Below are 25,429 nucleotides of genomic sequence, written 5' to 3'. Positions count from 1 at the left end.
CGGGCAAGTCATCATCGTAGACCGTTCTCGTGGCTTTTCAAAGACCGAAACGGCTCCACAGAGCGCGTTCTTCCGCCGCATCGAAAAGCGCATCGACACCGGCGGCGGCCAAAGCTGGAGCGGTGAAGCCGCCGGATGAGCCGAACAGGCCGAAACGGCTGAACAGCCCGCGTGACTGGGTGACGAGCTTGAGTTGCGTCTTCGGGCCGAAACGCTCCCTGAGCGTACTGCGCATGTCACCGAGCCCGTCGACGAGACCCAGTTCAAAGCCCTTCTTGCCGGTCCAGAACAAGCCGGTGAACAGATCCGGGTCATCCTTCAACCTTGCGCCGCGCCGTTCCTTGACCAGATCGATGAACGTCTCGTGCAGTTCCAGCATCAGCATTTTCAGCCGTTCGACGTCTTCCTTCTTTTCGGGCTGGAATGGATCCATCGAAGATTTGTTTTTGCCGGCGGTGTGCACACGGCGCTCCACGCCGATCTTCTTTATCAGGTCGGTGAAGCCGAATGTGCCGGAAATGACACCGATCGAACCGACGATCGAGGAAGGATCGGCGATGATCTCGTCGGCGGCGACGGCGATCATGTAGCCGCCGGAAGCAGCCACGTCCTCCACGAACACAAAGACCTTCTTGTTTTTCTCCGTGGCCAGGTCACGAATGCGCTTGTGGATCAGCCGCGACTGCACGGGGGAACCGCCGGGTGAGTTGATCGAGATCGCAACGGCGGGGCCAGAAAAGGAAAAGGCCTTTTCGATCAAGCCGACCGTGGAAGCCAGCGAAAGGTTCTGCCTGAGCGGGCTGCCGCTGGCCATGATCGTGCCATGCAGCCGGATAACGGGTACGACGACATCGGTGGAGCGCCAGGATCTCGGCAGGATGCGGTTGAAAAGGCGACGCACGGGATGTGGTTCTCCGGTTGGGCTAGCGCATGACCCCGAAAATCGGAACCGATTTTCGGAAAGGATCATACGCAAATTCAAAGTGTTAGAGCGTCCTTTGCGCGTCCAAAAGGACGCGCGGCGCTCTAATGGCATGTAGGCATTCGCCGCAAGACGGCAATGGTGAATGAAGGTCAATCTCCGAAAAGCGTGGCGGTTCCGTTGCTGATGGCGTCGGCCCGCGGCAAAAGACCTTTGGCAGTGGCCTCGTGCAGGATGAGCGGCGGCCTTAACGCCAGCTTGCCGCGCGCGCCGAGAAAGCCACGGACGACGATACGGATGGCCGGCTGATCGGCGCGCGGATGCACCGGCACGATATCCGCGTTGCCGAAACGGCCGGCCAAGGCCTCGAGGATCGCTGCCAGGGATTCTGGCCGCGCGATGATCGCGATGCCGCCACGCGGCTTGACCACGGCGGCGGCGCTACGCACCCAGGCTTCAAACAGTCCGTCTGCCATGACATGCGCCTCGCGCCGCAACGCATTGGGCGTCGCGCGGTCCTCGCCGGCATTGAAGGGCGGATTCATGATGATGAAGTCGAATCGATTGTCGGGGAGCCCGGCAGCTCCTCTCTCTTTGCCGGTCAGCGTGACGTCGGCGCGCAGCACTGTCACCCGGTCGCTGAGATGCTGGTTGGCCGGATGCGCCAGGGATGCTTCCGCGAAGGCTGCCATTTCGGGCGAACGTTCGACCAAGGTCGCCTTCGCGCTCTCGCAACGCGAAACAACAGCGAGCCCGGCAGCGCCGGCACCGGCGCCGAAATCGGCAAGCAGGCCGGCAAAACCTGTCGGCACGGCGGCGGCCAGCATCATGGCGTCCATGCCGGCGCGGTGTCCGCCATCGGCCGGTTGCACCAGCCAGAAGCGGCCGCGATGGAAGGCGTCGATCGTATGCCTGGGCGCGGCCGCCGGTTCAGCCGCTGTCATGTCCGGCGGATTTCGTGGGCGATGCCGGCGTCAGTAAGGATGCGGCGGGCTTCCTCGATCTGCTCGTCATCGACCAATATCCGACGAGGCAGGATGCCGATCGAACCGTCCAGCACACTCATGTTCTGATCGGCGGTGAGAAAGCCTATGCCGGCATCGCGCATCAGCGATTCGACAAAGGAGATGACAACGGCATCGTTGGTGCGGATGAGCTCGATCATGGCGGCAAAATCGCAGCTTGGATCAACGATGTAAACGGTTTGCTCGAGCACCCTCTTGCGCAATCCGCGCCAATTCGCCACTTGCCGTATGCGCTCGCGCCGCTAGAGTCCAATCAAGGCAGCGTGCGTGACGCGGCGGACGGGAGTTTTGGCGTGGGTGTTGTTCTCAACCTCGAAGGCGGAAAGCGGGAAGCTGCTTCGATCAAGGACCTGATTGATCTGACGGCGTCGGACATGGGTCGCGTCAACGAGTTGATCCTTTCCAAGGCCGGCTCCGACGTGCAGATGATCCCGGAGGTTGCCAATCACCTGATTTCGTCAGGCGGCAAGCGGCTGAGGCCGATGCTGACGCTCGCCGCAGCCCAGATGTTCGGATATTCCGGTGACGGTCACGTCAAGCTGGCGACCAGCGTCGAGTTCATGCACACCGCCACCCTTCTGCACGACGACGTTGTCGACGAAAGCGGCATGCGGCGCGGCAAGAAGACGGCGCGCATGATCTGGGGCAACCAGGCAAGCGTGCTGGTCGGCGACTTCCTGCTCGGCCAGGCTTTTCGCATGATGGTCGATGTCGGCTCGCTGGATGCGCTTGATATCCTCTCCTCGGCGGCTTCGATCATCGCGGAGGGTGAGGTCATGCAGCTTGCTGCCGCCAAGAATCTCGACACCACCGAGGACGAGCATTTCTCTGTCATCAAGGCGAAGACCGCCGCGCTGTTCTCGGCCGCGGCCGAGGTCGGTCCGGTGATCGCAGGAGCTTCGCGTACCGATCGTGCCGCGCTGCGTTCCTATGGCATGAATCTCGGGCTTGCCTTCCAGCTTATCGACGATGCGCTGGACTATGGCGGCTCCTCGAAGGACCTCGGCAAGAATGTCGGCGACGATTTCCGCGAAGGCAAGGTGACGCTGCCGGTGATCCTTGCCTATCGGCGGGGTACCTCGACCGAGCGAGCCTTCTGGAAGCGCGCCATCGAGGAGAACGTGGCTGACGATGCCGGTCTCGAAAAGGCGATCGGTCTGATGACACGCCATGGCGCTATCTCCGACACGATTGGCCGCGCCCGTCACTTCGGCGAGATCGCCCGCGATGCGCTGGCGCCGCTTGAGGAAACCCCTCAGAAGACGGCGCTGATCGACGTCATCGATTTCTGCATCAGCCGCGTGAATTGAGCCGACGGTTGAATTGACGGCCCTGAAGGCTGCGAACAGAGCCTCACGTGATTTATTTCATGGTAAGCGCGGCAACCGCATGCGACGATCGCCGGCGCGGCAGCCATTCCTCAGTACGAGCGACCTCATCGGCAGCCATGCTTTGTTAAGGCGATGTCCGCATTGTGACCGCGATCCGGATTGATGCGCGACCCCAAAAAGGCCATGCTTTGCCGGAAAGAAGGATTCTTGGCGATCCCCGCTTAAGCAGGGGAGGCGCCCGCCAGAAAGGAATACGATGCGGCAAAGACGTGCTCGCTGGCTTTCGAGCCTGGCCATTCTCGCTGGCCTTGCGGCCCAGACGCAGTCCGGGTTTGCTGCGCAGGCATCGGCACCTGTCGAAATCAACTCCTTTTCCGGGGCCTATCTGTCGGCCAGGGTCGCCGAAAACGACAACGATCTCGACAACGCCATCAACTATTACAAGCAGGCGCTGGCCTTCGCGCCCGAGGATACGCAGCTTCAGCAAAGCCTGATGCTCTCACTGATCGCCCAGGGCCGCTTCGAGGAATCGCTGCCCTATGCCGACAAGCTGAAGGAAGTGCCGGACATCGAGCGCTTCTCACGTCTGGCGCTGGCGGTCGACAGCTTCAAGAAGAAGGACTTCGCCAAGGCACAGTATTGGCTGAAGCTTTCGCTTGGCGCGGATCTCGACAAGCTGATCTGTGGCGTCATGACCGGCTGGGCCATGCAGGGTGCCGGCCAGGGCACCGACGCCATGGACTATGTCGGCAAGCTGGAAGGGCCGGAATGGTTCGACCTGTTCAAGGCCTATCATCGTGCGCTGATCGCCGACGCGGCAGGGCAGACCGATAAGGCTGACGCCGCCTACGCCGAGGCGATCGGCAACACCTCTGCCGGGGGAGCCGCACCTGAAACCTGGATGCGCGCTGCGCAGGCCTACGCAACCTTCCTTGCCCGCAAGGGTGACAAGGACAAGGCGCTTTCGGTGCTGAAACAGGCGGAAGAGTTCGGCCCGGGCAAGATCGAGATCGTCTCGCTGCGCGACAAGATCAGCAAGGGCGAGAAGCCGGAGCCGCTGGTTGCGAATCCGTCGGAAGGCTCATCCGAGATCCTGCTCAACCTGGCCACCGCGCTCAACCGCGGTGGCGGCGAACCTTTCGTGCGCCTGTATCTCGAATATGCGCTGGCACTGAAGCCCGACAGCGACGTGGTTCTGGTGCAATTGGCCGCTGTGGCCGAGCAACTGAAGGACGGCGATCGCGCCATCGATTTCTACCGCCGCATCCCCGCTTCCTCGCCGCTGAAGGAAGTCTCGGAGCTGCAGACCGGCCTGAACCTGGCCGATCTCGGCCGCAATGACGAAGCGATCAAGCAACTGAAGGTTCTCGTCGAGGCCAATCCGGAAGACATGCGCGGTTATCTGGCTCTGGGCGGCGTTTACGCTTCCAAGCAGGATTTCCGATCGGCCGCGGAGCTCTTCGACAAGGCGGTCGCGGTATTGAAAACGCCGACCAAGGCTGACTGGAACATCTTCTATCAGCGCGGTATCGCCTATGAACGGATCAAGGAATGGCCGAAGGCCGAGCCGAATTTCCGTAAGGCGCTGGAGCTCTATCCGAACCAGCCGCAGGTGCTGAACTACCTGGGTTATTCCTGGGTGGACATGGGCACCAACCTCAAGGAAGCGCTGAACATGATCAAGAAGGCCGCGGAACTGCGGCCGAGCGACGGCTACATCGTCGATTCTCTGGGCTGGGCGTACTACAAGCTTGGCCGCTACGACGACGCCGTGCGCGAAATGGAGCGCGCCGTGCAGCTGAAGCCGGAAGATCCGGTGCTGAACGACCATCTGGGCGACGTCTACTGGCGTGTCGGCCGCAAGCTGGAAGCGACCTTCCAGTGGCGTCACGCGCGCGACCTGAAGCCCGAGCCCGATGTGCTGGCCTCCGTCGAGCAGAAACTGCTCAAGGGCCTGCCGCCGCTCGAGAACAAGACCGCCCAGGAAGCGCCGAAACCCAAGCCGATAGCCCCGAAGGGCTGAGCTGGGTCGGCACAGCGAATTGGAAGGCCTCGTGCGGGCCTTCCAAGAGGTGGCCCTGTTCCGATCGCATCGTCTCTTTGACTTCCAGTGTCTTGTAACTGGCTCGTCGCCTTGACGCCCTCCCCCCTCGGCACTAGGGAGTGGCGCATCCTGCAGCTCCCTGTCGAGGCCGCCGTGACCGCCGAACTTCCCGCCAATCTGGACCCCAAGCGCTCGTTCCAGGGTCTGATCCTGACGTTGCATAACTATTGGGCTGCGCATGGCTGCGTCATCCTGCAGCCATACGACATGGAAGTGGGGGCAGGTACCTTCCATCCGGCCACGACACTGCGTGCGCTCGGACCGCGCCGCTGGAATGCCGCCTATGTGCAGCCGTCGCGTCGCCCGAAGGATGGCCGTTATGGCGAGAACCCGAACCGGCTGCAGCATTATTACCAGTATCAGGTCATCCTGAAGCCGAATCCGTCGAACCTGCAGGAGCTCTACCTCGGCTCGCTGAAGGCGATCGGCATCGATCCGCTGCTGCACGATATCCGCTTCGTCGAGGACGATTGGGAAAGTCCGACGCTGGGCGCCTGGGGGCTCGGCTGGGAGTGCTGGTGCGACGGCATGGAAGTGTCGCAGTTCACCTATTTTCAGCAGGTCTGCGGCATCGAATGCGCGCCGGTCGCCGGCGAACTGACCTACGGGTTGGAGCGGCTTGCCATGTATGTGCAGGGCGTCGACAACGTCTACGACCTGAACTTCAACGGCATGGAAGGACCGGAGCGCGTTTCTTATGGCGAGGTCTTCCTGCAGGCCGAGCAGGAATATTCGCGGCACAATTTCGAGCATGCCAATACGGCCATGTTGCTGCGCCATTTCGAGGATGCGGAAGCCGAGTGCAAGGCGTTGCTGGACGCCGGCGCGCCTGGCGCCAACGCCAATGTCGCCATGCACAGGATGGTGTTCCCGGCTTATGATCAATGCATCAAGGCCAGCCACGTCTTCAACCTGCTCGACGCGCGCGGCGTGATCTCGGTCACCGAACGCCAGAGCTACATCCTGCGCGTGCGCAATCTGGCCAAGGCTTGCGGCGAGGCGTTCCTGCTGACCGAGGCTGGAGGGCTGGCCGCCTGATCTTACATCTCGTCGACCAGCTCGGCATCGACGACTGCTGCAAATAGCGACTGGCGATCCGGCCCGGCGATGGTTTTCAAGGCTTGGCGCACGCCGGGCATCCGGAATTCGGCTGGCGCTTCGACCTGATTGACGAAGCAGGCGCTGAGCGCGATGACCTGAAGCAATGTCGATGCCGTTCTCATGGTTTTCGGCCAATAGTTTCCCGTCTGAGCGTCGACCGCTTCAGCGCTGTGTTTCGATGATGTCGTTGTGCTCCTAGGACGGGTGAGTGGGCCGCATCCCGACATGGCCATCGAAATTTTCATTCGCCCGTTGTTTCGTACTAAGGGTGACAGCGCGCGGGCGACTTGCTATTGCCGCGCCAGCTTTCCCGTTTGAGACCGACCATGCCCGATCTGCTTCTTGAACTACGTTCCGAGGAAATCCCTGCTCGCATGCAGAGGAAGGCCGCCGGTGATCTGAAGAAGATGCTGACCGACGGTCTGGTCGAGGCGGGTCTCACCTATGAGGCGGCACGCGAATATTGGACGCCGCGACGTCTGGCGCTCGACATCCGTGGGCTCACCGCGCGCTCCAAGGATGTGCGCGAGGAGATCAAGGGCCCGTCCACGAAGGCGCCGGAACAGGCAATCCAGGGGTTCCTGCGCAAGGCGGGCCTGGCCTCTGTCGCCGACGCGCATGTCCATGCCGATCCGAAGAAGGGCGATTTCTATGTCGCCCATATCTCCAAGCCAGGTCGCGCCGCGGAAGAAGTGATCGCCGAGCTGGTGCCGGCAATCATCCGCGGCTTTCCCTGGCCTAAGTCGATGCGCTGGGGACCAGCATCGGCCAAGCCCGGTTCGCTGCGCTGGGTTCGCCCGTTGCAGTCCATCGTCTGCACCTTCGGGCCGGAAACCGAGGAGCCGGTGGTGGTCGATTTCGAGGTCGACGGCATCCGCTCCGGCAATATCACCTACGGCCACCGCTTCCATGCGCCCGGGGTCATTACGGTCAAACGCTTCGACGACTATTCGGCGAAGCTTGAGAGCGCCAAGGTCGTCATCGACGCCGAACGCCGCAAGGAGATCATTCTGGCCGATGCCCGCAACCTGGCCTTCGCCAACGGGCTGGATCTGGTCGAGGACGAAGGGCTGCTCGAGGAAGTCTCGGGCCTGGTCGAATGGCCGGTCGTGCTGATGGGCGCATTCGAACAGGCTTTCCTGGCGATCCCACCCGAGGTGATCCGCCTGACCATTCGCGCCAACCAGAAGTGTTTCGTCACCCGTCCGCAGGGCGAGGCGGAAAACCTCTCCAGCCGCTTCATCCTCACCGCCAACATCGAGGCGAAGGACGGCGGTGCCGAAATCGCGCATGGCAACGGCAAGGTGGTGCGCGCGCGCCTGTCGGACGCGCTCTATTTCTGGAACACCGACCAGGGCGACCTGCCGGACCTCGGCGCCCTGGAGGGCTCGGCAGCGAAGTTCGCTCTCGATTTGGCCAAGCCGCTCGACCAGCGCATGGCACGACTGGACCATCTCGATGTCACCTTCCATGCCAAGCTGGGCACGCAGGGCGAGCGCGTCGCGCGCATCCGCAAGCTTGCGCGCGAAATAGCACCGGCGGTCGGCGCTGACCCCGCGTTGGCCGGGCGTGCTGCCGTTTTGGCCAAGGCCGATCTGCAGACCGAGGTGGTGGGCGAATTCCCTGAGCTGCAGGGTGCGATGGGGCGCAAATACGCACTGCTGCAGGGTGAGAACGCCTCCGTCGCGGCAGCGATCGAGGAGCACTACAAGCCGCAGGGACCGTCCGACCGCGTGCCGATCGACCCGGTTTCGGTTTCGGTGGCGCTGGCCGACAAGCTCGACACGCTTGTCGGGTTCTGGGCTATCGACGAGAAGCCGACGGGCTCCAAGGACCCTTATGCTTTGCGCCGCGCAGCTCTGGGCGTAATCAGGATTCTGATCGAAAATGGAGCACGATTGGGACTTCGCAAGGCCTTTGCGGAAGCTAACAGAGCCAGGGCAACTGGCACGACGCCGGATTTGGCTGACAACTGGGCCTCGGACCTTCTTTCCTTCTTCCACGACCGCCTGAAGGTCTATCTGCGTGACCAGGGCGCACGGCACGATCTGATCGATGCCGTCATCACGCCGGATGCCGACGACCTGCTGACCGTCGTGCGCCGTGTCGAGGCGCTCGGCAAGCTGCTCGACACCGAGGACGGCAAGAACCTGCTCGCCGGCACCAAGCGCGCCGCCAACATTCTCGCCGCCGAGGAAAAGAAGGGCACGGCTGTGGCTGCTGCCGTCGATCCGACGCTGTTCCGCGACGATGCGGAGAAAACACTGTTCGGCGCGATCGGCCAGGCCGAAGCCCAGGCTGGCGAAGCCATTGGCAAGGAAGACTTTTCCGGCGCCATGGTGGCGCTGAGCACCCTGCGCGAGCCGGTCGACACCTTCTTCGATAAGGTGCTGGTCAATGATGACGACGCGGCCGTCCGGGCGAACCGGCTGGCGCTGCTTTCGCGCATACGCGCGGCCACGGATCGCGTCGCCGATTTTTCGAAGATCGCCGGCTGATCGCCGAAATTGGAGCGCCTAAAACGCGCTCCAACGAACTATTTCAGGGGCTTGTGAAATAGCCGGTCGAGCCGGCTTACAGTCATATGGCGATGATGTCGACGTGGGACAAATCGGGTGTTCACTCGAACTCCACGGAGGCTTTCATGACATTCGTTGCCGAACCCGAAATGATTGAAGACACCCTGGCCTCTGACGAGGCGCTGCTTGAAGCAACTCCCGAATACGAACTCGAAGCCCGTGATGATGACGAGGTCGTGCTTTCGGACGACGAAGACGAACAGGACGACGACGGCGAGGAAGCCGAAGACGAGTCCGACGATGAAGATGAATCCGAGGATGGTGAAGAGACCGCCGAGGATGAAGAGTCGGACAATGAGGACGACGGCGAGGAAGACGAAGCCAAGGCCGCGGCCTGAGCCGGTTTTGCCGCGCGGGCAGGGCGGCTGTTGCCGTCCTGCCCGCGCGGACGGCTGGTTTTTAGCGCGCCGTGTCGGGTTTCGATCCTTTCGCCAGGCCGTCCTCTCCAGCTTTCGCGGACACTTCCGTTGCCGGTTGTTTGCCGTTTGCCACCACCGGCTTGGCCATGTGGCGCGGCAATGCAGCGCCCACCACACCATCGCGGATCACCATCGTCGCACGTGCCGGCCCGCTTCGATCCGGAATGGCCGAAACCTTTTCTTGGGTCACCGGCATCTCGGCTTCACCCGCCAGAATGACTGAAGCGCCCCGCATCTGGCCGGCAGCCGATTGCACACTTGGATCCACGTTTTGTCCGGCTGCTGCGGGCGCGACCACCGAAGGTGTCGACGCCGGTTCGACATCGCTGAAATAGATCAGTGACGATGCCTGTGCGGTGCCTGCCATGCACAGGCCGAAAAATGCCATCACCATGCTACGCATGAAGATATCCCCTTGCCCGATTTTCCCATTCGGCACTTTAGGGCAATCGTCTTGATGCCGGCTTACGGCGGTCACGGGCATTTTAGCGATCGCGCTTGAGGCTTGCCCACGGCTGCGCAGCGTATTACGCAGCCGCTTCAATAAGGTTGTAACCGTGGCCGACATCATACCCGCACCTGAAGCGCTGGAACCGGCGCTGGCTTTGCTTGAAGCCGGCGAGGTCGTCGCCATTCCGACCGAGACCGTCTATGGCCTCGCCGGCGATGCCACCAACGGCCAGGCAGTTGCCCGGATCTTCGAAGCCAAAGGCCGGCCGCGCTTCAACCCGCTGATCGCCCATGTCGCCGATATGGCGATGGCCGAGCGTATCGCGATTTTCGACCCGCTGTCGCGCAGGCTGGCCGAAGCCTTCTGGCCGGGGCCACTGACCCTCGTGTTGCCGTTGCGCCAGGAAGCCGGCATCCACCCGCTGGTAAGCGCCGGTCTGGATACGATCGCGCTGCGTATGCCCAAGGGGTTCGGTGGCGAACTGATTCGTCGCCTCGGTCGCCCCTTGGCAGCACCGTCGGCCAATTCGTCGGGCAGGATCAGCGCCACGACCGCGCGTGCGGTGGCGGATGATCTGGGTGCCCGCATAAAGCTTGTCGTCGACGGCGGCGCAACGCCCGTCGGGCTGGAATCGACCATCGTCAAGGTGGAGCAGGGAGGCCTGCGCCTCCTGCGTCCCGGCGGTATCGCTGCGACCGACATCGAGGCCGTTGCTGGTGTTCTGCTCCTGCGCGGTGCCGTGGGCATCCAGGCTCCGGGCATGCTGGCCTCGCACTATGCGCCGGGCGCGGCAATGCGGCTCAGCGTCGAGAGGATAGTGAAAGGTGAGGCGCTGCTTGCCTTTGGCCCGAAACGCACCGCAGGCTGGCAAGATGCCGTTGCCGTGAAAAACCTGTCGGAGCGTGGCGATCTCACCGAAGCGGCAGCCAATCTGTTCTCTTTCATGCAGGCACTCGACCGCTCGGGCGCTGCGGTCATTGCCGTCGAACCGGTGCCTCAGGATGGGCTCGGCGAGGCGATCAACGATCGGCTTGCGCGCGCCGCAGCACCGCGTGACAAACCTCTCGTGGAGACCTAGTCCTTGGCCATGACCGACACCGATCTTTCGCCTGACCTTCTCCAGCGCTTTGCCGATATCGTTGGCGACAGATATGCGTTGCGCGATCAGGCCGACATCGCTCCTTACCTGATCGAGCGGCGTGGGCTGTGGCATGGCCACACCCCACTGGTGCTGCGGCCCGGCAGCGTCGAGGAAGTCAGCCGTATCCTGCGGCTTGCCACCGAAACGCGCACTCCGATCGTGCCGCAGAGCGGCAATACCGGCTTGGTCGGCGCGCAGGTGCCGGATGCTTCCGGACATCAGATCGTGCTTTCGCTGTCGAGGCTGAACCGCATTCGTGAGATCGACGTGCAGTCGAACACGGCAACTGTCGAAGCCGGCGTCATCCTGCAGACGCTGCAGGAAGCGGCCGATGCCGCCGACCGGCTGTTTCCGCTGTCGCTGGCCGCCCAGGGGTCATGTCAGATCGGCGGCAACCTTTCTTCGAATGCCGGCGGCACGGGCGTTCTCGCCTACGGCAACACGCGCGAGCTTTGCCTCGGCGTCGAGGTCGTGCTGCCGACCGGCGAGGTCTTCGACGATCTGCGCAAATTGAAGAAGGACAATACCGGTTACGATCTGAAGAACCTGTTCGTTGGTGCCGAAGGCACGCTGGGTGTCATCACCGCCGCCGTCATGAAGCTGTTTCCGAAGCCGAAGGGGCGCGAAGTCGCTTTTGTCGGCCTGTCGTCGCCGCAAGCAGCTCTCGATCTTTTCAATCTGGCGGAAGATCGCGCCGGCCCGGCGCTGACTGCCTTCGAGCTGATCGCCAGGACACCTTACGATTTCACGCTGCGCCACGGCGCCGGTGTGATCCGCCCGTTAGCCGATGACTGGCCCTGGTATGTGTTGATGCAGGTTTCCTCCGGCCGCTCTGCCGAGGACGCCAGGGCGCTGATCGAGGACATCCTGTCGGAGGGGCTGGAAAAAGGCCTTGCGGATGACGCGGTGATTGCCGCTAGCCTTGGCCAGGCCGATGCCTTCTGGAACTTCCGTGAAACGCTGCCGGAAACGCAGAAGGCCGAAGGCGCTTCGATCAAGCACGACATTTCCGTGCCGATCGCCGCGGTCCCTACGTTCATCGAAAGCGCCGCCAAGGCTGTGGCCTCGGTCAGTGCAGGCGCCCGTGTCGTCTGCTTCGGTCATATGGGCGACGGCAACCTGCACTACAACATTTCCCGGCCTGTCGATGGCGACGACAAGACCTTCCTCGATCTCTACCGCCCCATGAACAAGGCCGTGCACGATGTCGTGCGCTCGCTGAACGGCTCCATCTCGGCTGAGCACGGCATCGGCCAGTTGAAGCGCGACGAACTGATCGCTACGGCGCCGCCGATGGCCATCGACCTGATGCGCCGGGTGAAGACTGCTTTCGATCCCGCCGGAATCATGAATCCTGGTAAGGTTATCTGATCGTTTCGAAAGTCCCCGCTGGTGGGATTCCGATAACCATCTGGAAGATCAGCAAAATTTAACCGACTTTTTTAAGCGGGCCGGTAAGGAGCCGCCGCTAGTCTTTCCCCATAACGAGGCGGGAAAACCCGCACGGAGAAGACCGGGATACCCGGCTCTCAGGAGAGACAGGAAGGCATCCATGAACACCGGACTGAAGCCAGTCTGGGCTGGGCGCAACATGCGCCTCGACCCGTTTCGCCTGCCGCAGGTGGTGAGCTACGCCGCCCGCGACGATTCTGGCGACATCACCCTCACCATCGATCGGCGCGGCGCTATCATGCGCCGCAAGCTGCAGATGAGTGGCATGCCCGTCGTTATCGCCCTCCCGGCCAAGGCGTTCAGCGGCGTTGCCGCACGCGCCATGGAGGACGAGGACGGCAATGTCACGGTGACGCTGGAACTGCTGCACACGGATCCGATGTTGTCGGTACCGCTGCTGGTTGCCGACGACCTCGACGACATCGCTGCCGACTGGCGTGCCTGGGCGGAAGCGTTCGGCCTGCCGATGCTGCTGGTCGAGGCGGACGGCGTCGCCCGTACGCTGGAAGAGTCGCTCGGTGCTGCGATCAAGACGCAGCCGCCGCGCGCACGCCGCAAGGGTCGCATTTCCACAACCCGCCGCCCACGCTTCCTGGCCCGCCGCCGCACCGGCGACCTCGGCCTCAGGCTGGTCATCGGCGGCGAGGAGATTATCGCGCGAGAGTAGAAAGAAGTCGCCTAGAGCAGCGGCTTCACCGCTACCCAGACAGCTCCGCCGATCAGGCCGATGAAGATCAGCCAGCCGACCTGGTTGTTCGATCTGAACAGCTTGAGGCACTGCTCCGGATTGTCGATGTCCAGCGTCACGATCTGCCTGGCCATGTGCGCGCCGGCGGCGATCAAGCCCGCCAGCGCCACGACTGGCGCCTGCGCCGAGGCAAAGGCAACGGCGAAGCACATCAGCGCGCCGGCATAGAGACCGGCTAGCCAGGACTTGGTGTGTTCGCCGAAAAGGCGGGCGGTGGAGCGCACGCCGACGATGGCGTCGTCTTCCTTGTCCTGGTGGGCATAGATGGTGTCGTAACCGATCACCCAGAGGATCGAGCCGATATAAAGCAGGAAGGCCGGTGCATCGAGATCGGCGAACTCGCTTGCCCAGCCCATCAGCGCGCCCCACGAGAAAGCGAGGCCGAGCCCGAACTGCGGCCAGTTGGTGAAGCGCTTCATGAATGGATAGATCGCCACGACCGCGAGCGAGCAGATGCCGAGCAGGATGGCGAAGCCGTTGAACTGGACGAGCACCACCAGCCCGACGAGAGCTTGCAGGATGAGGAAGGTCCGGGCCTGCCTGCGGCTGACCTTGCCGGATGGCAGCGGGCGTGAGCGGGTGCGCTCCACCTGATTGTCGATGTCGTGGTCGACGAGATCGTTGTAGGTGCAGCCGGCGCCGCGCATGGCGATCGCACCGAGCAGGAACAGGATCAGCGTCGAGGGCAGGGGCAGCAGCGAAAGCAGGCTGTCTTCGGGCCGGGCATAGGCGCTGGCTGCAAGTGCGGCCGACCACAAGCATGGCCACAGGAGCAGTTGCCAGCCAATCGGCCGGTCCCAGCGCGCGAGCTGCGCATAGGGCCATAGCCAGCGCGGCAGCACGCGATAGACCCAGTGCCCGCTCGGCGCGTCGGCGACACGTCCCTGGGCCGATTTCGACTGTATGGTTTCCATGGGCTTGGAGTGGCAGGCCGCGGCGTGGGCGTCAAGCAGACATGGTGTCCCGCCAGCTCAGATTTGTGGCGCGAACGGCAGGTACCAGAACAGCGCGATCTCGCGGGTGCCGGGATGAAGTCCGCGATAGAAGAAGCGGTCGATGCCGCCGAGCTGGAAACCCTGCCGTTCATAGAAGCGGCACGCGGTGAGATTGTTGTTCTGGGTTTCCAGCGAAAGCCCTGGCAGGCCTTGCTCCCGCGCCCAACCTTTGGCGCGGTCGAGCAATCGGCTTCCGATGCCGGCAGCTCTGTGCGGGCGGTCGACACCGAAATGGTCGAGCAAGCCATAGCCGTTCCAGTTGCGAGTGACGGAAAGCCGCCCGATGGGCGCGTCGTCCAGCATGGCGACGAACAAAGCGCTGTCCTCGTCCCATTCTCCGGCGTCTTCGTCGGTCTTGCCGTAGCTTTTCACATAGGGCTCAGTCGTGATGCGCTGCCATTCGCAGACCGGTGTGTCGAAAGCGGGTTCCAGATAGGCATCGACCTCGAAGCTGAAGTCGGCTTTGCCGGCTGCGTCGAAGAGGAGGGGGGCGGCGCGTTCGATGGTGACGGTCATGACAAATCCTGCAGCAGCTTGGCCCCGAACCGAAGGTCAGCGAAGCAAAAAGTTGAAAACTTTTCGGACAAGGATCAAAGACTCTTCGGGTCGCAGATAGGCAGCCGTCTGCCAGCCCGCAATGCCGTAGCGGTTGATATGGGTGATCTCGCCTTGACCTGTCGCGTCATCGCCAATAGCCAGAGCTGGCTATACGGATGGGCGAGGTTTCCGACATGAATGTTCTTCTCCTCGGTTCCGGTGGGCGCGAACATGCGCTGGCCTGGAAGCTCGCTGCCTCGCCTTTGCTCACCAAGCTTTATGCTGCGCCTGGCAATCCAGGCATTGCCGAACAGGCGGAGCTCGTCGCGCTCGACATCGCCAACCATGCTGCTGTTGCCGCCTTCTGCCGCGACATGAAGATCGATCTCGTCGTTGTCGGTCCGGAAGCGCCGTTGGTCGCCGGTATCGGCGATGATCTGCGCGCCGCCGGCATCCGCGTTTTCGGGCCATCCAAGGCGGCGGCGCGGCTGGAGGGATCGAAGGGCTTCACCAAGGATCTGTGCGCCCGCTTCAACATCCCGACCGCCGCTTATGGTCGTTTCGACAATCTGGCGGCAGCGCGCGCCTATGTCGAAAAGGTCGGGGCGCCGATCGTCATCAAGGCCGACGGGTTGGCTGCGGGCAAAGGCGTTACGGTTGCTATGACGCTGCCGGAGGCGCTGGACGCGCTGAGCGCCTGTTTTGACGGCTCTTTCGGCAGTGCTGGCGCCGAAGTGGTTGTCGAGGAGTTCATGACCGGTGAGGAGGCCAGTTTCTTCTGCCTGTGCGATGGCACGACGGCGCTGCCCTTTGGAACAGCGCAGGATCACAAGCGCGTCGGCGACGGCGATGTCGGCCCCAACACCGGCGGCATGGGCGCTTATTCGCCGGCCCCCGTGATGACGCCTGAAATGGTCGATCGCACCATGCGCGAAATCATCGAACCGACCATGCGCGGCATGGCCGAACTCGGTTCGCCTTTCGCGGGTGTGCTCTTTGCCGGGCTGATGATCACCGACCAGGGACCCAGGCTGATCGAATACAACACCCGCTTCGGCGATCCCGAATGCCAGGTGCTGATGATGCGGCTGAAGGACGATCTGCTCGTGCTGCTGAATGCCGCCGCTGATGGTCAGCTCGGTCACATGTCGGTGCGCTGGCTGGACGAGGCAGCGCTTACCGTGGTGATGGCGGCGGCCGGGTATCCAGGCGCGCCGGAAAAGGGATCGGTCATTCGCGGCATCGATGCGGCTCGCGCCGAGGGCGCCGAGGTTTTCCATGCCGGCACTGCGGTCAATGCGGGCGCCTTGGTTGCCAATGGCGGGCGCGTACTCAATGTCTCGGCCACCGGCCGTACGGTGGGCGAGGCGCAAAAGCGCGCCTATGCCGCGGTCGACCGTATCGACTGGCCGCAGGGCTTCTGCCGCCGTGACATCGGTTGGCGTGCGGTCGAGCGCGAAGAGGGGCGATGAGCGTCACCATCTACCACAATCCCGGCTGCGGCACCTCGCGCAACGCGCTGGCCATGATCCGCGCTTCCGGCGAGGAGCCCGAGATCATCGAATATCTGAAGACGCCTCCGTCGCGCGCCAGACTGGTTGAATTGCTCCGCCTCATGGGCATGAAGCCAAAGCAGCTGCTGCGCCAGAAGGATACACCCTATACGGAGTTGCGGCTCTACGATCCGCGCTTCAGCGACGAGGAAATCCTCAATTTCATGATGGAGTACCCAGTCCTCATCAACCGGCCGATCGTGGTGACGAAAAAGGGCGTCGTCCTGGCCCGGCCTTCTGAGCGTGTGCTGGAAGTGCTCGCCAATCCCGACATTGGTGATTTCATCAAGGAAGACGGCGAGGTGGTGCACACCTCCATCCGCCGTTAGAACGATCAGCGGTCTGCCAGAGTGGTGGTGGCCCGGACCGGCTTGATCGATCCTGTTGCAACAGGATCGATGCCAGGCGGTGGCGTGCCCTGCGATACCAGCACAGCCTGAGTTTTCTGCCGGACAGCGGCTACATAGCCGGCAATGCCGCGCATCTGTTTGGCCACCAGCAAAGGCGGACGGCGGAAGGCGTTGCGCAATGCAACCCAGCGCGCCTTCAGCGCAGCCCCCAGTTCGTCCAACGTTGGTGGCGCAGCGACCGCGGCATAGGTGACGCGTTCTCCGCGCATGCCGGCTTCCCGCGACAGCGGTACCGGCACACTTGCCAGATAGTCGACTGGCACGTCGATGAGGGCGCCGAAGGGCCATTGGCTACGCAGTTCGGCCGCATTCATCGGCGCGACATTGATGTCGATGTCGTTGGGCGTGCCTGCAGCGCGATAGGGACAGGAGAGGCGGCCGCAATTGGCCTGCGCGGCGAATTGCCAAAGCGCATACCCGCTCCAGTGGCCCTTGGGAAAGCTGGCGCCGACCTCCGGCTTGTAGCGCGCATACCAGAGCGGCAGCCGGGACAGGAGCCGGTAGCGATAGCGGTTGGCGGCGATATGGCTGGCCGTGACCTCATTTGTGTAGAGGATGGGGAAGCGGCCGACACGGCGGTGCACCTGCCGCACGAACTCTTCGGCGTCCTCCAGCGACATCCATTTCTCGGGGTCGTTGTCTTCGATATCGAGCGCAAGCAGGTCGTCAGGTCCCGGTTCGACGAAATCGACGAAATTGTCGGCTTGCTCGACGGGATTGCCCGGACGGGCGAGATGATAAGCTCCCCATTCCAACCCCAGTGCCTTCGCAACCACCTTGCGCGTCTGGAACAGTTCGCGCGTCACGGCATGGCGCTTCCATAGGGCCTTGCAGAGCCGCTGCTCGGTTTCTGTTCCGTTGCAGGAGTAAGGTGGTGGTATGCCGTCCGAGGCTTTGTTGATGAAGCCGACAATGCGCTTGTCGGAAGCAAGCGCATTCCAGTTGATGGGATTGTATTCATAAGCGTCGATGACAAGCGCGCGGTCTTCTTTTTTCCATGGCTCGGAAAAGTCAGATGCCGCGGCCACACCCGTCACCGCCGCCAGGCCCGCTGCCAGCGTTGTCATGCGGAAGAACTGTCGCGTGCGGCCGTTCAAGGGCGTATCCCGCTCAATAACCGTCGATCCTGAACGGCTATGGTTAATGAACGGTTTTTGCCGGCGAGATCGTTTCTTGGCTGAGCCTGCTATCAGATAAACGGATCCGGCGCTGGTTTCTCCGGCAGCGTGCCCTCGGCTTCGCGGCGCCGGTAGTGGGCAAGCGAACATTGCGGCGAGCACAAAACGCCACGGTCCGACCAATAGGCCGCGCCATGCTCGATCCTGCCGCTATGGTAGTGAAACCCTTCGTCACGATAAGGCAGGCCGCATTCGATGCAGCGAAAGGCGTCGGGTCCGGCCAGCATTCGAGTGCTCCTTTGCAGTGTTCTTATACCTGCAGCAGTGAAAATGTCAGGCCTAAGCCTGTATCGCCTTCGCGGCAGGGGCTATTTCGAATGTCTGCAAAATCCACGTGACAAAATTTGACGTTTACGTAAAAGTATATTTATCGGCGTTGCACCATCGCACTGTTGCATTGCAATAGCGGCACGCGGCAGGATCGCGCGGTAGCAGAGGAGGAGACGGCATGTATCGGGCACCGGTCGCGGATATCGCCTTTACGCTGAAACATGTCGCCGGGTTGAAGCCAGCTCTCGATGCGGGGGCATTCGGTGAACTCGGCGAGGATCTGGTCGACGCGGTGCTGGAAGAGGCGGGTCGTTTCGCAACCGACGAGGTCGCGCCGCTGTACAAGATCGGCGACGAGACCGGCGCGGTGCTGAAGGATGCCGTCGTGACCATGCCCGCCGGCTGGAAGGATCTCTATCGCCGTTGGATCGAAGGCGGCTGGAACGGCCTGTCGGCCCCCGAGGAGTTCGGCGGCCAGGCGCTGCCGACCATGCTGGGGGTTGCTGCGCTCGAAATGTGGAACTCGGCCGCCATGGCCTTCGGCATCGGCCCGACGCTCACCATGGGCGCGGTCGAGGCGCTGCACAAACATGCCTCCGACGAGCTCAAGGCAAAATATCTCGCCAGGCTGGTATCAGGCGAATGGATGGGCACGATGAACCTGACCGAGCCTCAGGCGGGTTCCGATCTTGCGGCTCTGCGCTCCCGCGCCGAGCCGGCTGGAGATGGCACCTACCGCATCTTTGGCCAGAAAATCTTCATCACCTATGGCGAGCACGATTTCACCGACAACATCGTGCATCTGGTGCTGGCGCGCCTGCCTGACGCGCCGGCCGGCACGCGCGGCATCTCGTTGTTCCTGGTGCCGAAGTTCCTGGTCAACGACGACGGTTCGCTTGGCGCCCGCAACGATGTGTTCTGTTCCGGCATCGAGCACAAGCTCGGCATCCATGCCTCGCCCACATGCACCATGATTTACGGTGACGGCTTTGGTGATGCTGCACCCGGCGCCATCGGCTGGTTGATCGGCGAGGAGAACAAGGGCCTCGCCTGCATGTTCACCATGATGAACAATGCCCGTCTCGCTGTCGGCATGCAGGGCGTGGCGGTGGCCGAAGCCGCGTACCAGAAGGCACTCGCCTATGCCAATGAACGCAGGCAAGGCAAGGCGGCCGGCTATGCCGGCGATGGTATGGCACCGATCGTCCATCACGCCGACGTGCAGCGCAACCTGCTTAGCATGAAGGCGTTGACCGAGATCGCGCGCTCGATCAGCTATTCCTGCGCGCATGCGCTGGATATGGCGCATGTCTCGGAAGGCGAGGCGGCCAGTCATTGGCGCGATCGCGCCAATCTGCTCACCCCGCTGGCCAAGGCCTTTTCCACGGATGCCGGCGTCGATGTCGCTTCGCTCGGCGTTCAGATCCACGGCGGCATGGGCTTCATCGAGGAAACGGGGGCTGCAGCCTATTATCGCGATGCCCGCATCGCGCCGATCTATGAGGGCACCAACGGCATCCAGGCGATCGACCTGGTGACACGCAAGCTGCCGCTGGGCGACGGCCGGCATGTCCATGGCTATATCGATGAGCTGAAGGCGGTGGCCGCCGATGTGCGGGCATCGAACCGTCCCGGTTTCGGCCGCACGGCCGACCTGCTCGACCGCGCGCTGACCGATCTCGCGGAAGCGACGAATTTCCTGCAGGCGCGCCTGGCCGATGGCGAGCAGGAAGCAGTTCTGGCAGGTGCCACGCCCTATCTCAAGCTGATTTCGCTTGCCGCCGGCGGTGCCTATCTGGCGCGCGGTGCGCTCGTCTCCGAGCAGCGCCTGCCGCTTTGCCGCTTCTATGCCGAGAACATGCTGGGCGAGACCGCCGCGCTCAAGGAACGCGTGCTCGGTGGCGCTGAAAGCCTGGCTGAAGCCGGCAAGGCGCTGATCTCGGCCTGACCATTCTACAACGAAGGAAGAAAAGCGTGACGGATCACATCGTAGTCGAGCGCAGGGGCGCGGTTCAGGTCATCCGCATGAACCGGGCCGACAAGAAGAACGCGCTGACACGCGCCATGTATGCGGCGATGGCGGCGGCGCTTACCGAGGCGGATGCCGATCCGCTGGTGCGTGCCACTGTCTTCTTCGGCCTGCCCGGCGCTTTTTCGGCTGGCAATGATCTCGCCGACTTCCTGACCGTTGCCACCGGCGGCGAGGGCGGCCGCGAGGTGTGGGACTTTCTCCTGGCTCTGGCGCGGGCACAAAAGCCGTTGCTGTCGGGGGTCGATGGCATTGCGGTGGGCATCGGCACCACGCTCAACCTGCATTGCGACCTGACCTTCGCCACGCCGCGCACCATCTTCCGCACGCCTTTCGTCGATCTCGGCCTGGTGCCGGAAGCCGCATCCAGCCTGCTCGTGCCGCGCATCGTCGGCCGCCAGGATGCGTTCGCGCTGCTCGGACTGGGCGAGGGCTTCTCGGCGGAACGCGCCAAAGCCGCTGGATTGATCTACGCGATCGTTGCGGAGGATACTCTCGAGCCGGCGGTGCTTGCCAAGGCCGAGGAGATTGCGGCCAAGCCGCCAGAGGCGCTGAAGATCGCACGGGACCTGATGCTGGGTTCGCGCGAGGAAGTCGTCGCACGCATCGAGGAAGAGGGGCGGCATTTCGGCGAACGCCTCAAGTCCGACGAGGCTCGTGCCGCTTTCGTGGCCTTCATGAACCGCAAGAAGGCGGGCTGACCGCGCTGCACATCGGAGCGCAAAGACAGCCTGACATTTTGGATCCACGTTGAATCTACGCATCGGCCCGAAAATCGATTCCGATTTTCGGGCCGATGCGTAGACATCAGATTGTCTGCTTACCGGTAGGGCGAGATGCACTGCTGACGCGGCCCGTAGTTGGGCTGGAAGGTGTTGTCCGACACGCGGTAGGAGCGGTAGCGGTCGTAGCACCAGCGCACATGCGCATTGCTGAGCCGCACGGGATAGGCCGGACGATAGGCAGGCCGACCCTGATTGGCGATCGCGCCGCCGACGATGGCGCCGGCAATGAAGGCCGCTGGCGGGAACCAAACACCATTGTGGCGCTTCCAGCCCGGCCGTGCGTGGCGGTAGCCGCGGTGGCCGTTGTAGTAATAACGGTCGCCATTGCGATAGAAGCCACGCCGGTTCTGTACCTGCACGATATCGCTGCTCGTTTCGACGGTTGGCCTTGGCATCGGAGCAGCCTGGCCGGGCGTCACCGAAGTGGCGACGCTGGTGAGCACGGTCGCTGCCGCGCAAAGGGTGGAAAGAAGCTTTTTCATCGCATTCCTCGTTTTGGTTGAAAACTTCGGACGCAGCGAGCTTCGCAGTCCAGGCGTGAACCGAAACTGAACGATTGCATTAAATATTTGTAATGTCAGGACAAACCGGAGCGCCAAATCAAGGTGCCGGAGCGTCCTTTGCGTGTGACGCAAACGGGCGCGGTGCCCAGTCGATTCGCTCCGCCGGCCGCCGGTTAAGGATAAAGGCGGGTCTTGTCCCAACCGCCTTCGGCGTTGCGGCTGAACACGATGCGGTCGTGCAGGCGGAACGGACGATCGTGCCAGAATTCGATCGTCTGCGGCAGGATGCGGAAGCCGGACCAATGGCTGGGGCGCGGAATATCGCCGATGGCATAGCGGGCGGTGTATTCCGCGACCGCCTTTTCCAGGGCGAAGCGGCTTTCCAGTGGGCGTGACTGCTTCGAGGCCCAGGCACCGATCCGGCTGCCGCGCGGGCGTGATGCGTAATAGGCATCGGCTTCCGCGTCGGAGACGATCTCGACCGGCCCGCGCACGCGCACCTGGCGGCGCAGCGACTTCCAGTGGAAGCACATCGCCGCCTTCATATTGCCCAGGATCTCCCGGCCCTTGGCGCTTTCGAAATTCGTGTAGAAGACAAATCCGTGCTCGTCGAACCCCTTGAGCAGCACCATGCGTACGTCCGGCATGCCGTCGGCGTCGACGGTGGCCAGTGCCACGCCATTGGGGTCGTTGGGTTCGGACTTGGAGGCATCGTCCAACCAGGCGGCGAACAGCCGGAAAGGCTCCGCGCTCTCTGTAAAGTCACCTGTTGTTAAGACTGTCTCGTTCATAGTTTTTCCGATGTGAACTGGCCGAGGATTTGCCGATTGTCGCGCATCGCGCACCGTTTTGACAGCCGGCCAGTGGGCACTTTCGTTTCGTCCTGTCTCAGGGCGGCGGCACCCTGTGTGTTGCTTGTCCTTGCTGGCTGTGGCGCGGGTGGCTTCAGTCTGGAAAAGGCCGAGGTCGACCGTTCCATCGTCACGGGTTCGATTTCCTCGGGCGCGAGCAACAATACCGATGCCGGCATGGCTTCCGACGAGACAACGATCCGCAACGCCGCGTCTTCCGCCGATTTGCAGGGCCTGGCCAATCAGGCTGTTCCCTGGGCCAATTCCGCCACCGGCTCGCGTGGCGCCATCACCGCGCTGGCGGAGACCGGTGACACAATCAGGGGGCGCTGCCGCCAGTTCGACGTTTCGCGTGAAAGCTATGATGGCGTGACCATGTACAAGGGGTCGATTTGCATGACGCCAACCGGTGCGTGGAAGACGCAGGATTTCAAGGCGCTCTGATTTTCCCCGCCGCCACTGGAATTTCTTCCTATCAAGGCGCATATAGGAAACAACTCTGAATTTACCCATTCGATGAGCAGGATTGATGCGCGACCCCTATGAGGTGCTGGGAGTTGCCAGGAACGCCTCGTCCAAGGACATCAAGTCGGCGTTTCGGAAACTCGCCAAGAAGCACCACCCGGACCAGAACCCGAATGACCCCAAGGCCAAGGACCGATTTTCCGCGGCCAATCAGGCCTATGAGATTCTCGGCGACGAAAAGGCCCGTGCGGCCTTCGACCGTGGTGAGATAGACGCCGATGGTAAGCCGCGCTTCCAGGGCTTCGAGAACGCCGGCGGCGATCCCTTCGCCGGTTTCCGTCGCCAGCAGGGGCCGGGTGCATCGCATTTCGAGTTCCGTTCGTCCGGCGGTGGTCCGTTCGGGGATGGTGCAGGCGACATCTTCAGTCAGATATTCGGCGACGCCTTCAGCCAGCAGCGTCCGGGCGGCGCGGGCACGGGTGGAATGGGTGGTGAGCGTCGCAGGCAGGCACCGGCCGGCGGAGATATCAACGTGACGTTGGATGTCACGATCGAGGAAGCTGCGACCGCCGAAAAAGTGACGGCCATCTTCCCTGACGGTCGCAAGATCGCGGTGAAATTGCCGACCTATGTGGAAGACGGCCAGACGATCCGTCTCAAGGGCCAGGGGGAGCAGGGATACGGTCAGCCGGGCGATGCGCTGGTCAAGGTCAGGTTCCGCCGCCACCCGCGCTATCGCGTGGAGGGACGCGATCTGCACGCCGACCTCCCGGTGTCGCTGCATGATGCGGTTGTCGGCGCCAAGGTGGCGGTCGAAACCCCGACCGGTCGTATCGCGCTTAATGTGCCGGCCTGGTCGAGCTCCGACAAGGTGCTCCGCATCAAGGGGCGCGGGCTGCCGGAAAAGGCCGGTGGTCACGCGGATCTCTATGCTCATGTCCGCATCATGCTGCCGGAAGGTGGCGATCCGGAACTGGAAGCACTCGTCAAGAAGCAAGGCTGAGCGCGGCTTTTCTGCGACGGCATTCGTCTGGCCCAAAGGATTGGGTCAGGCGATCCATTGCCGGGACCGTGCCTGTGGGTAGCAATGCCGCTGTCATTCACAGCAGCGGCATCTGTCATGTCTTCGCAAATCATCATCCGCCCGGTCGTTCGCCAGGATTTCGACCGCTGGCTGCCGCTCTGGGACGGCTATAACGCTTTCTACGGACGTTCCGGTCCCACCGCGCTCGCCGAAGCCGTCACGCAGATGACCTGGTCGCGGTTCTTCGATGCCTATGAGCCGGTTCATGCAATGGTTGCCGAAAGCGGTGATCGATTGCTTGGCTTGACGCATTATCTTTTCCATCGCTCGACCACGGCCATCGAGCCGAACTGCTATCTGCAGGATCTGTTCACCTCACAGGATGCGCGCGGCAAGGGGATAGGCAAGGCGCTGATCGAAGGGGTCTACGACCGCGCCCGCGAAGCCGGCTCGAAGCGGGTGTACTGGCAAACCCACGAAACCAACCAGACGGCGATGCGGCTTTACGATCAGGTCGCGGAACGCTCCGGCTTCGTGGTTTATCGCCGGCTTTTCTGATCCGGACAGATTTGCCTGCCGGTTAAACGTGACCGGCAAGTACAGCCGGCCCATGTCATCATCGCTTGAAGGCATCAAGCGCCTGTGCGATAGGGCAGTTCAAAGCGGATCAGTATGCGGAGAGCGCTCATATGGTGGGTGGACAAGGCCTGATGGCCGGCAAGCGCGGCCTTATCCTGGGTGTCGCCAACAACCGTTCGATTGCCTACGGCATTGCCAAGGCCTGTGTGGATCACGGCGCCGAGGTTGCGCTGACCTATCAGGGCGAAGCGTTCAAGAAGCGCGTCGAGCCATTGGCGGCCGAACTTGGCGCCGAGGTCGTCGGCCATTGCGACGTCACCGATCCGGAAAGCCTGGACACGGTGTTCGAAAATGTCAGCAAATTGTGGGGTCGGCTCGACTTCCTGGTGCATGCCATCGCCTTCTCCGACAAGGAGGAACTGACGGGCCGTTATGTCGAGACGACACGCGACAATTTCCTGCGCACCATGGATATCTCGGTCTTCTCCTTCACCACCGTTGCCAAGCGCGCCGAGCCGCTGATGACCAATGGCGGTTCGCTGCTGACGCTGACCTATTACGGTGCCGAAAAGGTGATGCCGCACTACAACGTCATGGGTGTCGCCAAGGCGGCGCTCGAGGCTTCGGTGCGTTATCTGGCAGTCGATCTCGGTGCCAAGGGCATCCGCGTCAACGCCATTTCAGCCGGCCCGATCAAGACGCTCGCGGCGTCCGGCATCGGCGACTTCCGCTACATTCTGAAGTGGAACGAATACAACGCCCCGCTGAAGCGCACGGTGTCACCTGAGGAAGTGGGCGATTCGGGCCTCTATTTCCTGTCGGACCTGTCGCGCGGCGTCACCGGCGAAGTCCATCATGTCGATTCGGGTTATCACGTCGTCGGCATGAAGGCTGTCGACGCCCCGGACATCTCCGTTCTCAAGGACTGAGGCTGCCGCCCGGCATTTTCCCGCATCGTACCGGAGGTCGTTCGCGCA

The 25,429-nt window shown here is 62.7% G+C and carries 27 protein-coding genes; 16 read left to right on the top strand and 11 right to left on the bottom strand.

The genetic code is table 11. The annotated features are described in order from the left end of the window. Positions 1–37: 37 nt before the first annotated feature. The 3 genes from AO692_RS05785 to AO692_RS05775 all read right to left on the bottom strand — a co-directional run bounded on the left by AO692_RS05785 (position 38) and on the right by AO692_RS05775 (position 2,087). Positions 38–901 carry a S49 family peptidase gene (locus AO692_RS05785; protein ID WP_054309071.1) on the bottom strand — a complete coding sequence of 288 codons (864 nt, stop codon included), beginning with the start codon at positions 899–901 and terminating at the stop codon, positions 38–40. 173 nt (positions 902–1,074) lie between these two features. Next, a complete protein-coding gene (locus AO692_RS05780; RefSeq protein ID WP_054309070.1) occupies positions 1,075–1,866 on the bottom strand; it encodes a methyltransferase in 792 nt (263 codons plus the stop codon). Continuing rightward, complete coding sequence (locus AO692_RS05775; protein WP_054309459.1) at positions 1,863–2,087, bottom strand: DUF2007 domain-containing protein; 225 nt, start codon at positions 2,085–2,087, stop codon at positions 1,863–1,865. Before AO692_RS05775 ends, AO692_RS05780 begins: the two co-directional genes overlap by 4 nt. 153 nt (positions 2,088–2,240) lie before the next feature. Between AO692_RS05775 and AO692_RS05770 the strand changes: the two genes are divergently transcribed. From AO692_RS05770 to AO692_RS05760, 3 genes are all read left to right on the top strand, one after another. Then, the gene (locus tag AO692_RS05770) at positions 2,241–3,257 is read left to right on the top strand and encodes a polyprenyl synthetase family protein (RefSeq protein WP_054309069.1); all 1,017 of its coding nucleotides are present in this window, start codon (positions 2,241–2,243) and stop codon (positions 3,255–3,257) included. A 277-nt stretch (positions 3,258–3,534) separates the two neighbouring features. Then, the gene (locus AO692_RS05765) at positions 3,535–5,301 is read left to right on the top strand and encodes a tetratricopeptide repeat protein (protein WP_054309068.1); all 1,767 of its coding nucleotides are present in this window, start codon (positions 3,535–3,537) and stop codon (positions 5,299–5,301) included. Between the two features lie 174 nt (positions 5,302–5,475). Continuing rightward, entirely contained in the window at positions 5,476–6,420 is a 945-nt protein-coding gene (locus AO692_RS05760; RefSeq protein ID WP_054309067.1) for a glycine--tRNA ligase subunit alpha, read from the top strand. Between the two features lie 2 nt (positions 6,421–6,422). Here the strand turns inward: AO692_RS05760 and AO692_RS05755 are convergent, their stop codons facing one another. Beyond that, positions 6,423–6,605: a hypothetical protein gene (locus AO692_RS05755; protein ID WP_054309066.1), complete on the bottom strand. Its 183-nt coding sequence runs from the start codon at positions 6,603–6,605 to the stop codon at positions 6,423–6,425. Positions 6,606–6,809: 204 nt separating this feature from the next. Between AO692_RS05755 and glyS the strand changes: the two genes are divergently transcribed. Both glyS and AO692_RS33095 read left to right on the top strand, forming a co-directional pair. Beyond that, complete coding sequence (gene glyS / locus AO692_RS05750) at positions 6,810–8,981, top strand: glycine--tRNA ligase subunit beta (RefSeq protein WP_054309065.1); 2,172 nt, start codon at positions 6,810–6,812, stop codon at positions 8,979–8,981. 146 nt (positions 8,982–9,127) lie between these two features. After that, complete coding sequence (locus tag AO692_RS33095; protein WP_161808044.1) at positions 9,128–9,400, top strand: hypothetical protein; 273 nt, start codon at positions 9,128–9,130, stop codon at positions 9,398–9,400. Between the two features lie 61 nt (positions 9,401–9,461). Here the strand turns inward: AO692_RS33095 and AO692_RS05740 are convergent, their stop codons facing one another. Continuing rightward, on the bottom strand, positions 9,462–10,052 hold the full coding sequence (locus AO692_RS05740) for a hypothetical protein (RefSeq protein WP_152979732.1): 591 nt from the start codon (positions 10,050–10,052) through the stop codon (positions 9,462–9,464). Between AO692_RS05740 and AO692_RS05735 the strand changes: the two genes are divergently transcribed. The 3 genes from AO692_RS05735 (at position 10,039) to AO692_RS05725 (ending at position 13,192) form a co-directional block, all read left to right on the top strand. Then, positions 10,039–11,010 carry an L-threonylcarbamoyladenylate synthase gene (locus AO692_RS05735; protein ID WP_054309062.1) on the top strand — a complete coding sequence of 324 codons (972 nt, stop codon included), beginning with the start codon at positions 10,039–10,041 and terminating at the stop codon, positions 11,008–11,010. The genes AO692_RS05740 and AO692_RS05735 overlap by 14 nt on opposite strands. 9 nt (positions 11,011–11,019) lie before the next feature. Then, on the top strand, positions 11,020–12,444 hold the full coding sequence (locus AO692_RS05730) for an FAD-binding oxidoreductase (RefSeq protein WP_054309061.1): 1,425 nt from the start codon (positions 11,020–11,022) through the stop codon (positions 12,442–12,444). Between the two features lie 181 nt (positions 12,445–12,625). Beyond that, positions 12,626–13,192: a DUF6101 family protein gene (locus AO692_RS05725; protein ID WP_054309060.1), complete on the top strand. Its 567-nt coding sequence runs from the start codon at positions 12,626–12,628 to the stop codon at positions 13,190–13,192. Between the two features lie 11 nt (positions 13,193–13,203). Here AO692_RS05725 and ubiA read toward each other — a convergent pair whose 3' ends face one another. Both ubiA and AO692_RS05715 read right to left on the bottom strand, forming a co-directional pair. Continuing rightward, positions 13,204–14,187, bottom strand: a complete 984-nt coding sequence (ubiA, locus tag AO692_RS05720) for a 4-hydroxybenzoate octaprenyltransferase (RefSeq protein WP_054309059.1) — start codon at positions 14,185–14,187, stop codon at positions 13,204–13,206. A gap of 57 nt (positions 14,188–14,244) precedes the next feature. After that, positions 14,245–14,784, bottom strand: coding sequence for a GNAT family N-acetyltransferase (locus AO692_RS05715; protein WP_054309058.1), 540 nt, complete (start codon positions 14,782–14,784; stop codon positions 14,245–14,247). 215 nt (positions 14,785–14,999) lie between these two features. Between AO692_RS05715 and purD the strand changes: the two genes are divergently transcribed. After that, positions 15,000–16,277, top strand: a complete 1,278-nt coding sequence (gene purD / locus AO692_RS05710) for a phosphoribosylamine--glycine ligase (RefSeq protein ID WP_054309458.1) — start codon at positions 15,000–15,002, stop codon at positions 16,275–16,277. Continuing rightward, entirely contained in the window at positions 16,274–16,687 is a 414-nt protein-coding gene (arsC, locus tag AO692_RS05705; RefSeq protein WP_054309057.1) for an arsenate reductase (glutaredoxin), read from the top strand. The genes purD and arsC overlap by 4 nt, the downstream gene beginning before the upstream one ends. Positions 16,688–16,692: 5 nt before the next feature. Here the strand turns inward: arsC and AO692_RS05700 are convergent, their stop codons facing one another. Beyond that, positions 16,693–17,835, bottom strand: coding sequence for a GH25 family lysozyme (locus AO692_RS05700; RefSeq protein WP_054309457.1), 1,143 nt, complete (start codon positions 17,833–17,835; stop codon positions 16,693–16,695). 122 nt (positions 17,836–17,957) lie between these two features. Then, positions 17,958–18,173, bottom strand: coding sequence for a hypothetical protein (locus AO692_RS05695; RefSeq protein ID WP_054309056.1), 216 nt, complete (start codon positions 18,171–18,173; stop codon positions 17,958–17,960). 221 nt (positions 18,174–18,394) lie between these two features. On the opposite strand from AO692_RS05695, the gene AO692_RS05690 reads away from it, so the two are divergent. Continuing rightward, entirely contained in the window at positions 18,395–20,164 is a 1,770-nt protein-coding gene (locus AO692_RS05690) for an acyl-CoA dehydrogenase (RefSeq protein WP_054309055.1), read from the top strand. A 26-nt stretch (positions 20,165–20,190) separates the two neighbouring features. Continuing rightward, positions 20,191–20,946 (top strand): crotonase/enoyl-CoA hydratase family protein, encoded by a 756-nt coding sequence (locus AO692_RS05685; RefSeq protein WP_054309054.1) that lies wholly within the window; start codon positions 20,191–20,193, stop codon positions 20,944–20,946. 119 nt (positions 20,947–21,065) lie between these two features. Here AO692_RS05685 and AO692_RS05680 read toward each other — a convergent pair whose 3' ends face one another. Both AO692_RS05680 and pdxH read right to left on the bottom strand, forming a co-directional pair. Next, positions 21,066–21,512 (bottom strand): BA14K family protein, encoded by a 447-nt coding sequence (locus AO692_RS05680; RefSeq protein WP_054309053.1) that lies wholly within the window; start codon positions 21,510–21,512, stop codon positions 21,066–21,068. Positions 21,513–21,706: 194 nt separating this feature from the next. Then, positions 21,707–22,324 (bottom strand): pyridoxamine 5'-phosphate oxidase, encoded by a 618-nt coding sequence (gene pdxH / locus AO692_RS05675; protein WP_054309052.1) that lies wholly within the window; start codon positions 22,322–22,324, stop codon positions 21,707–21,709. 36 nt (positions 22,325–22,360) lie between these two features. On the opposite strand from pdxH, the gene AO692_RS05670 reads away from it, so the two are divergent. The 4 genes from AO692_RS05670 (at position 22,361) to fabI (ending at position 25,381) form a co-directional block, all read left to right on the top strand. Further along, positions 22,361–22,828, top strand: coding sequence for an RT0821/Lpp0805 family surface protein (locus AO692_RS05670; RefSeq protein WP_054309051.1), 468 nt, complete (start codon positions 22,361–22,363; stop codon positions 22,826–22,828). Between the two features lie 85 nt (positions 22,829–22,913). Further along, entirely contained in the window at positions 22,914–23,852 is a 939-nt protein-coding gene (locus AO692_RS05665) for a DnaJ C-terminal domain-containing protein (protein WP_054309050.1), read from the top strand. Positions 23,853–23,969: 117 nt separating this feature from the next. Next, positions 23,970–24,431, top strand: a complete 462-nt coding sequence (locus AO692_RS05660; RefSeq protein ID WP_054309456.1) for a GNAT family N-acetyltransferase — start codon at positions 23,970–23,972, stop codon at positions 24,429–24,431. A gap of 131 nt (positions 24,432–24,562) precedes the next feature. Continuing rightward, positions 24,563–25,381: an enoyl-ACP reductase FabI gene (gene fabI / locus AO692_RS05655; RefSeq protein WP_054309049.1), complete on the top strand. Its 819-nt coding sequence runs from the start codon at positions 24,563–24,565 to the stop codon at positions 25,379–25,381. Positions 25,382–25,429: the final 48 nt, after the last annotated feature.

It is taken from the genome of Mesorhizobium sp. 1M-11 (genome assembly GCF_001303895.1).
Lineage (GTDB): Bacteria > Pseudomonadota > Alphaproteobacteria > Rhizobiales > Rhizobiaceae > Mesorhizobium.
This window is presented reverse-complemented; position numbering and strand designations above follow the sequence as displayed.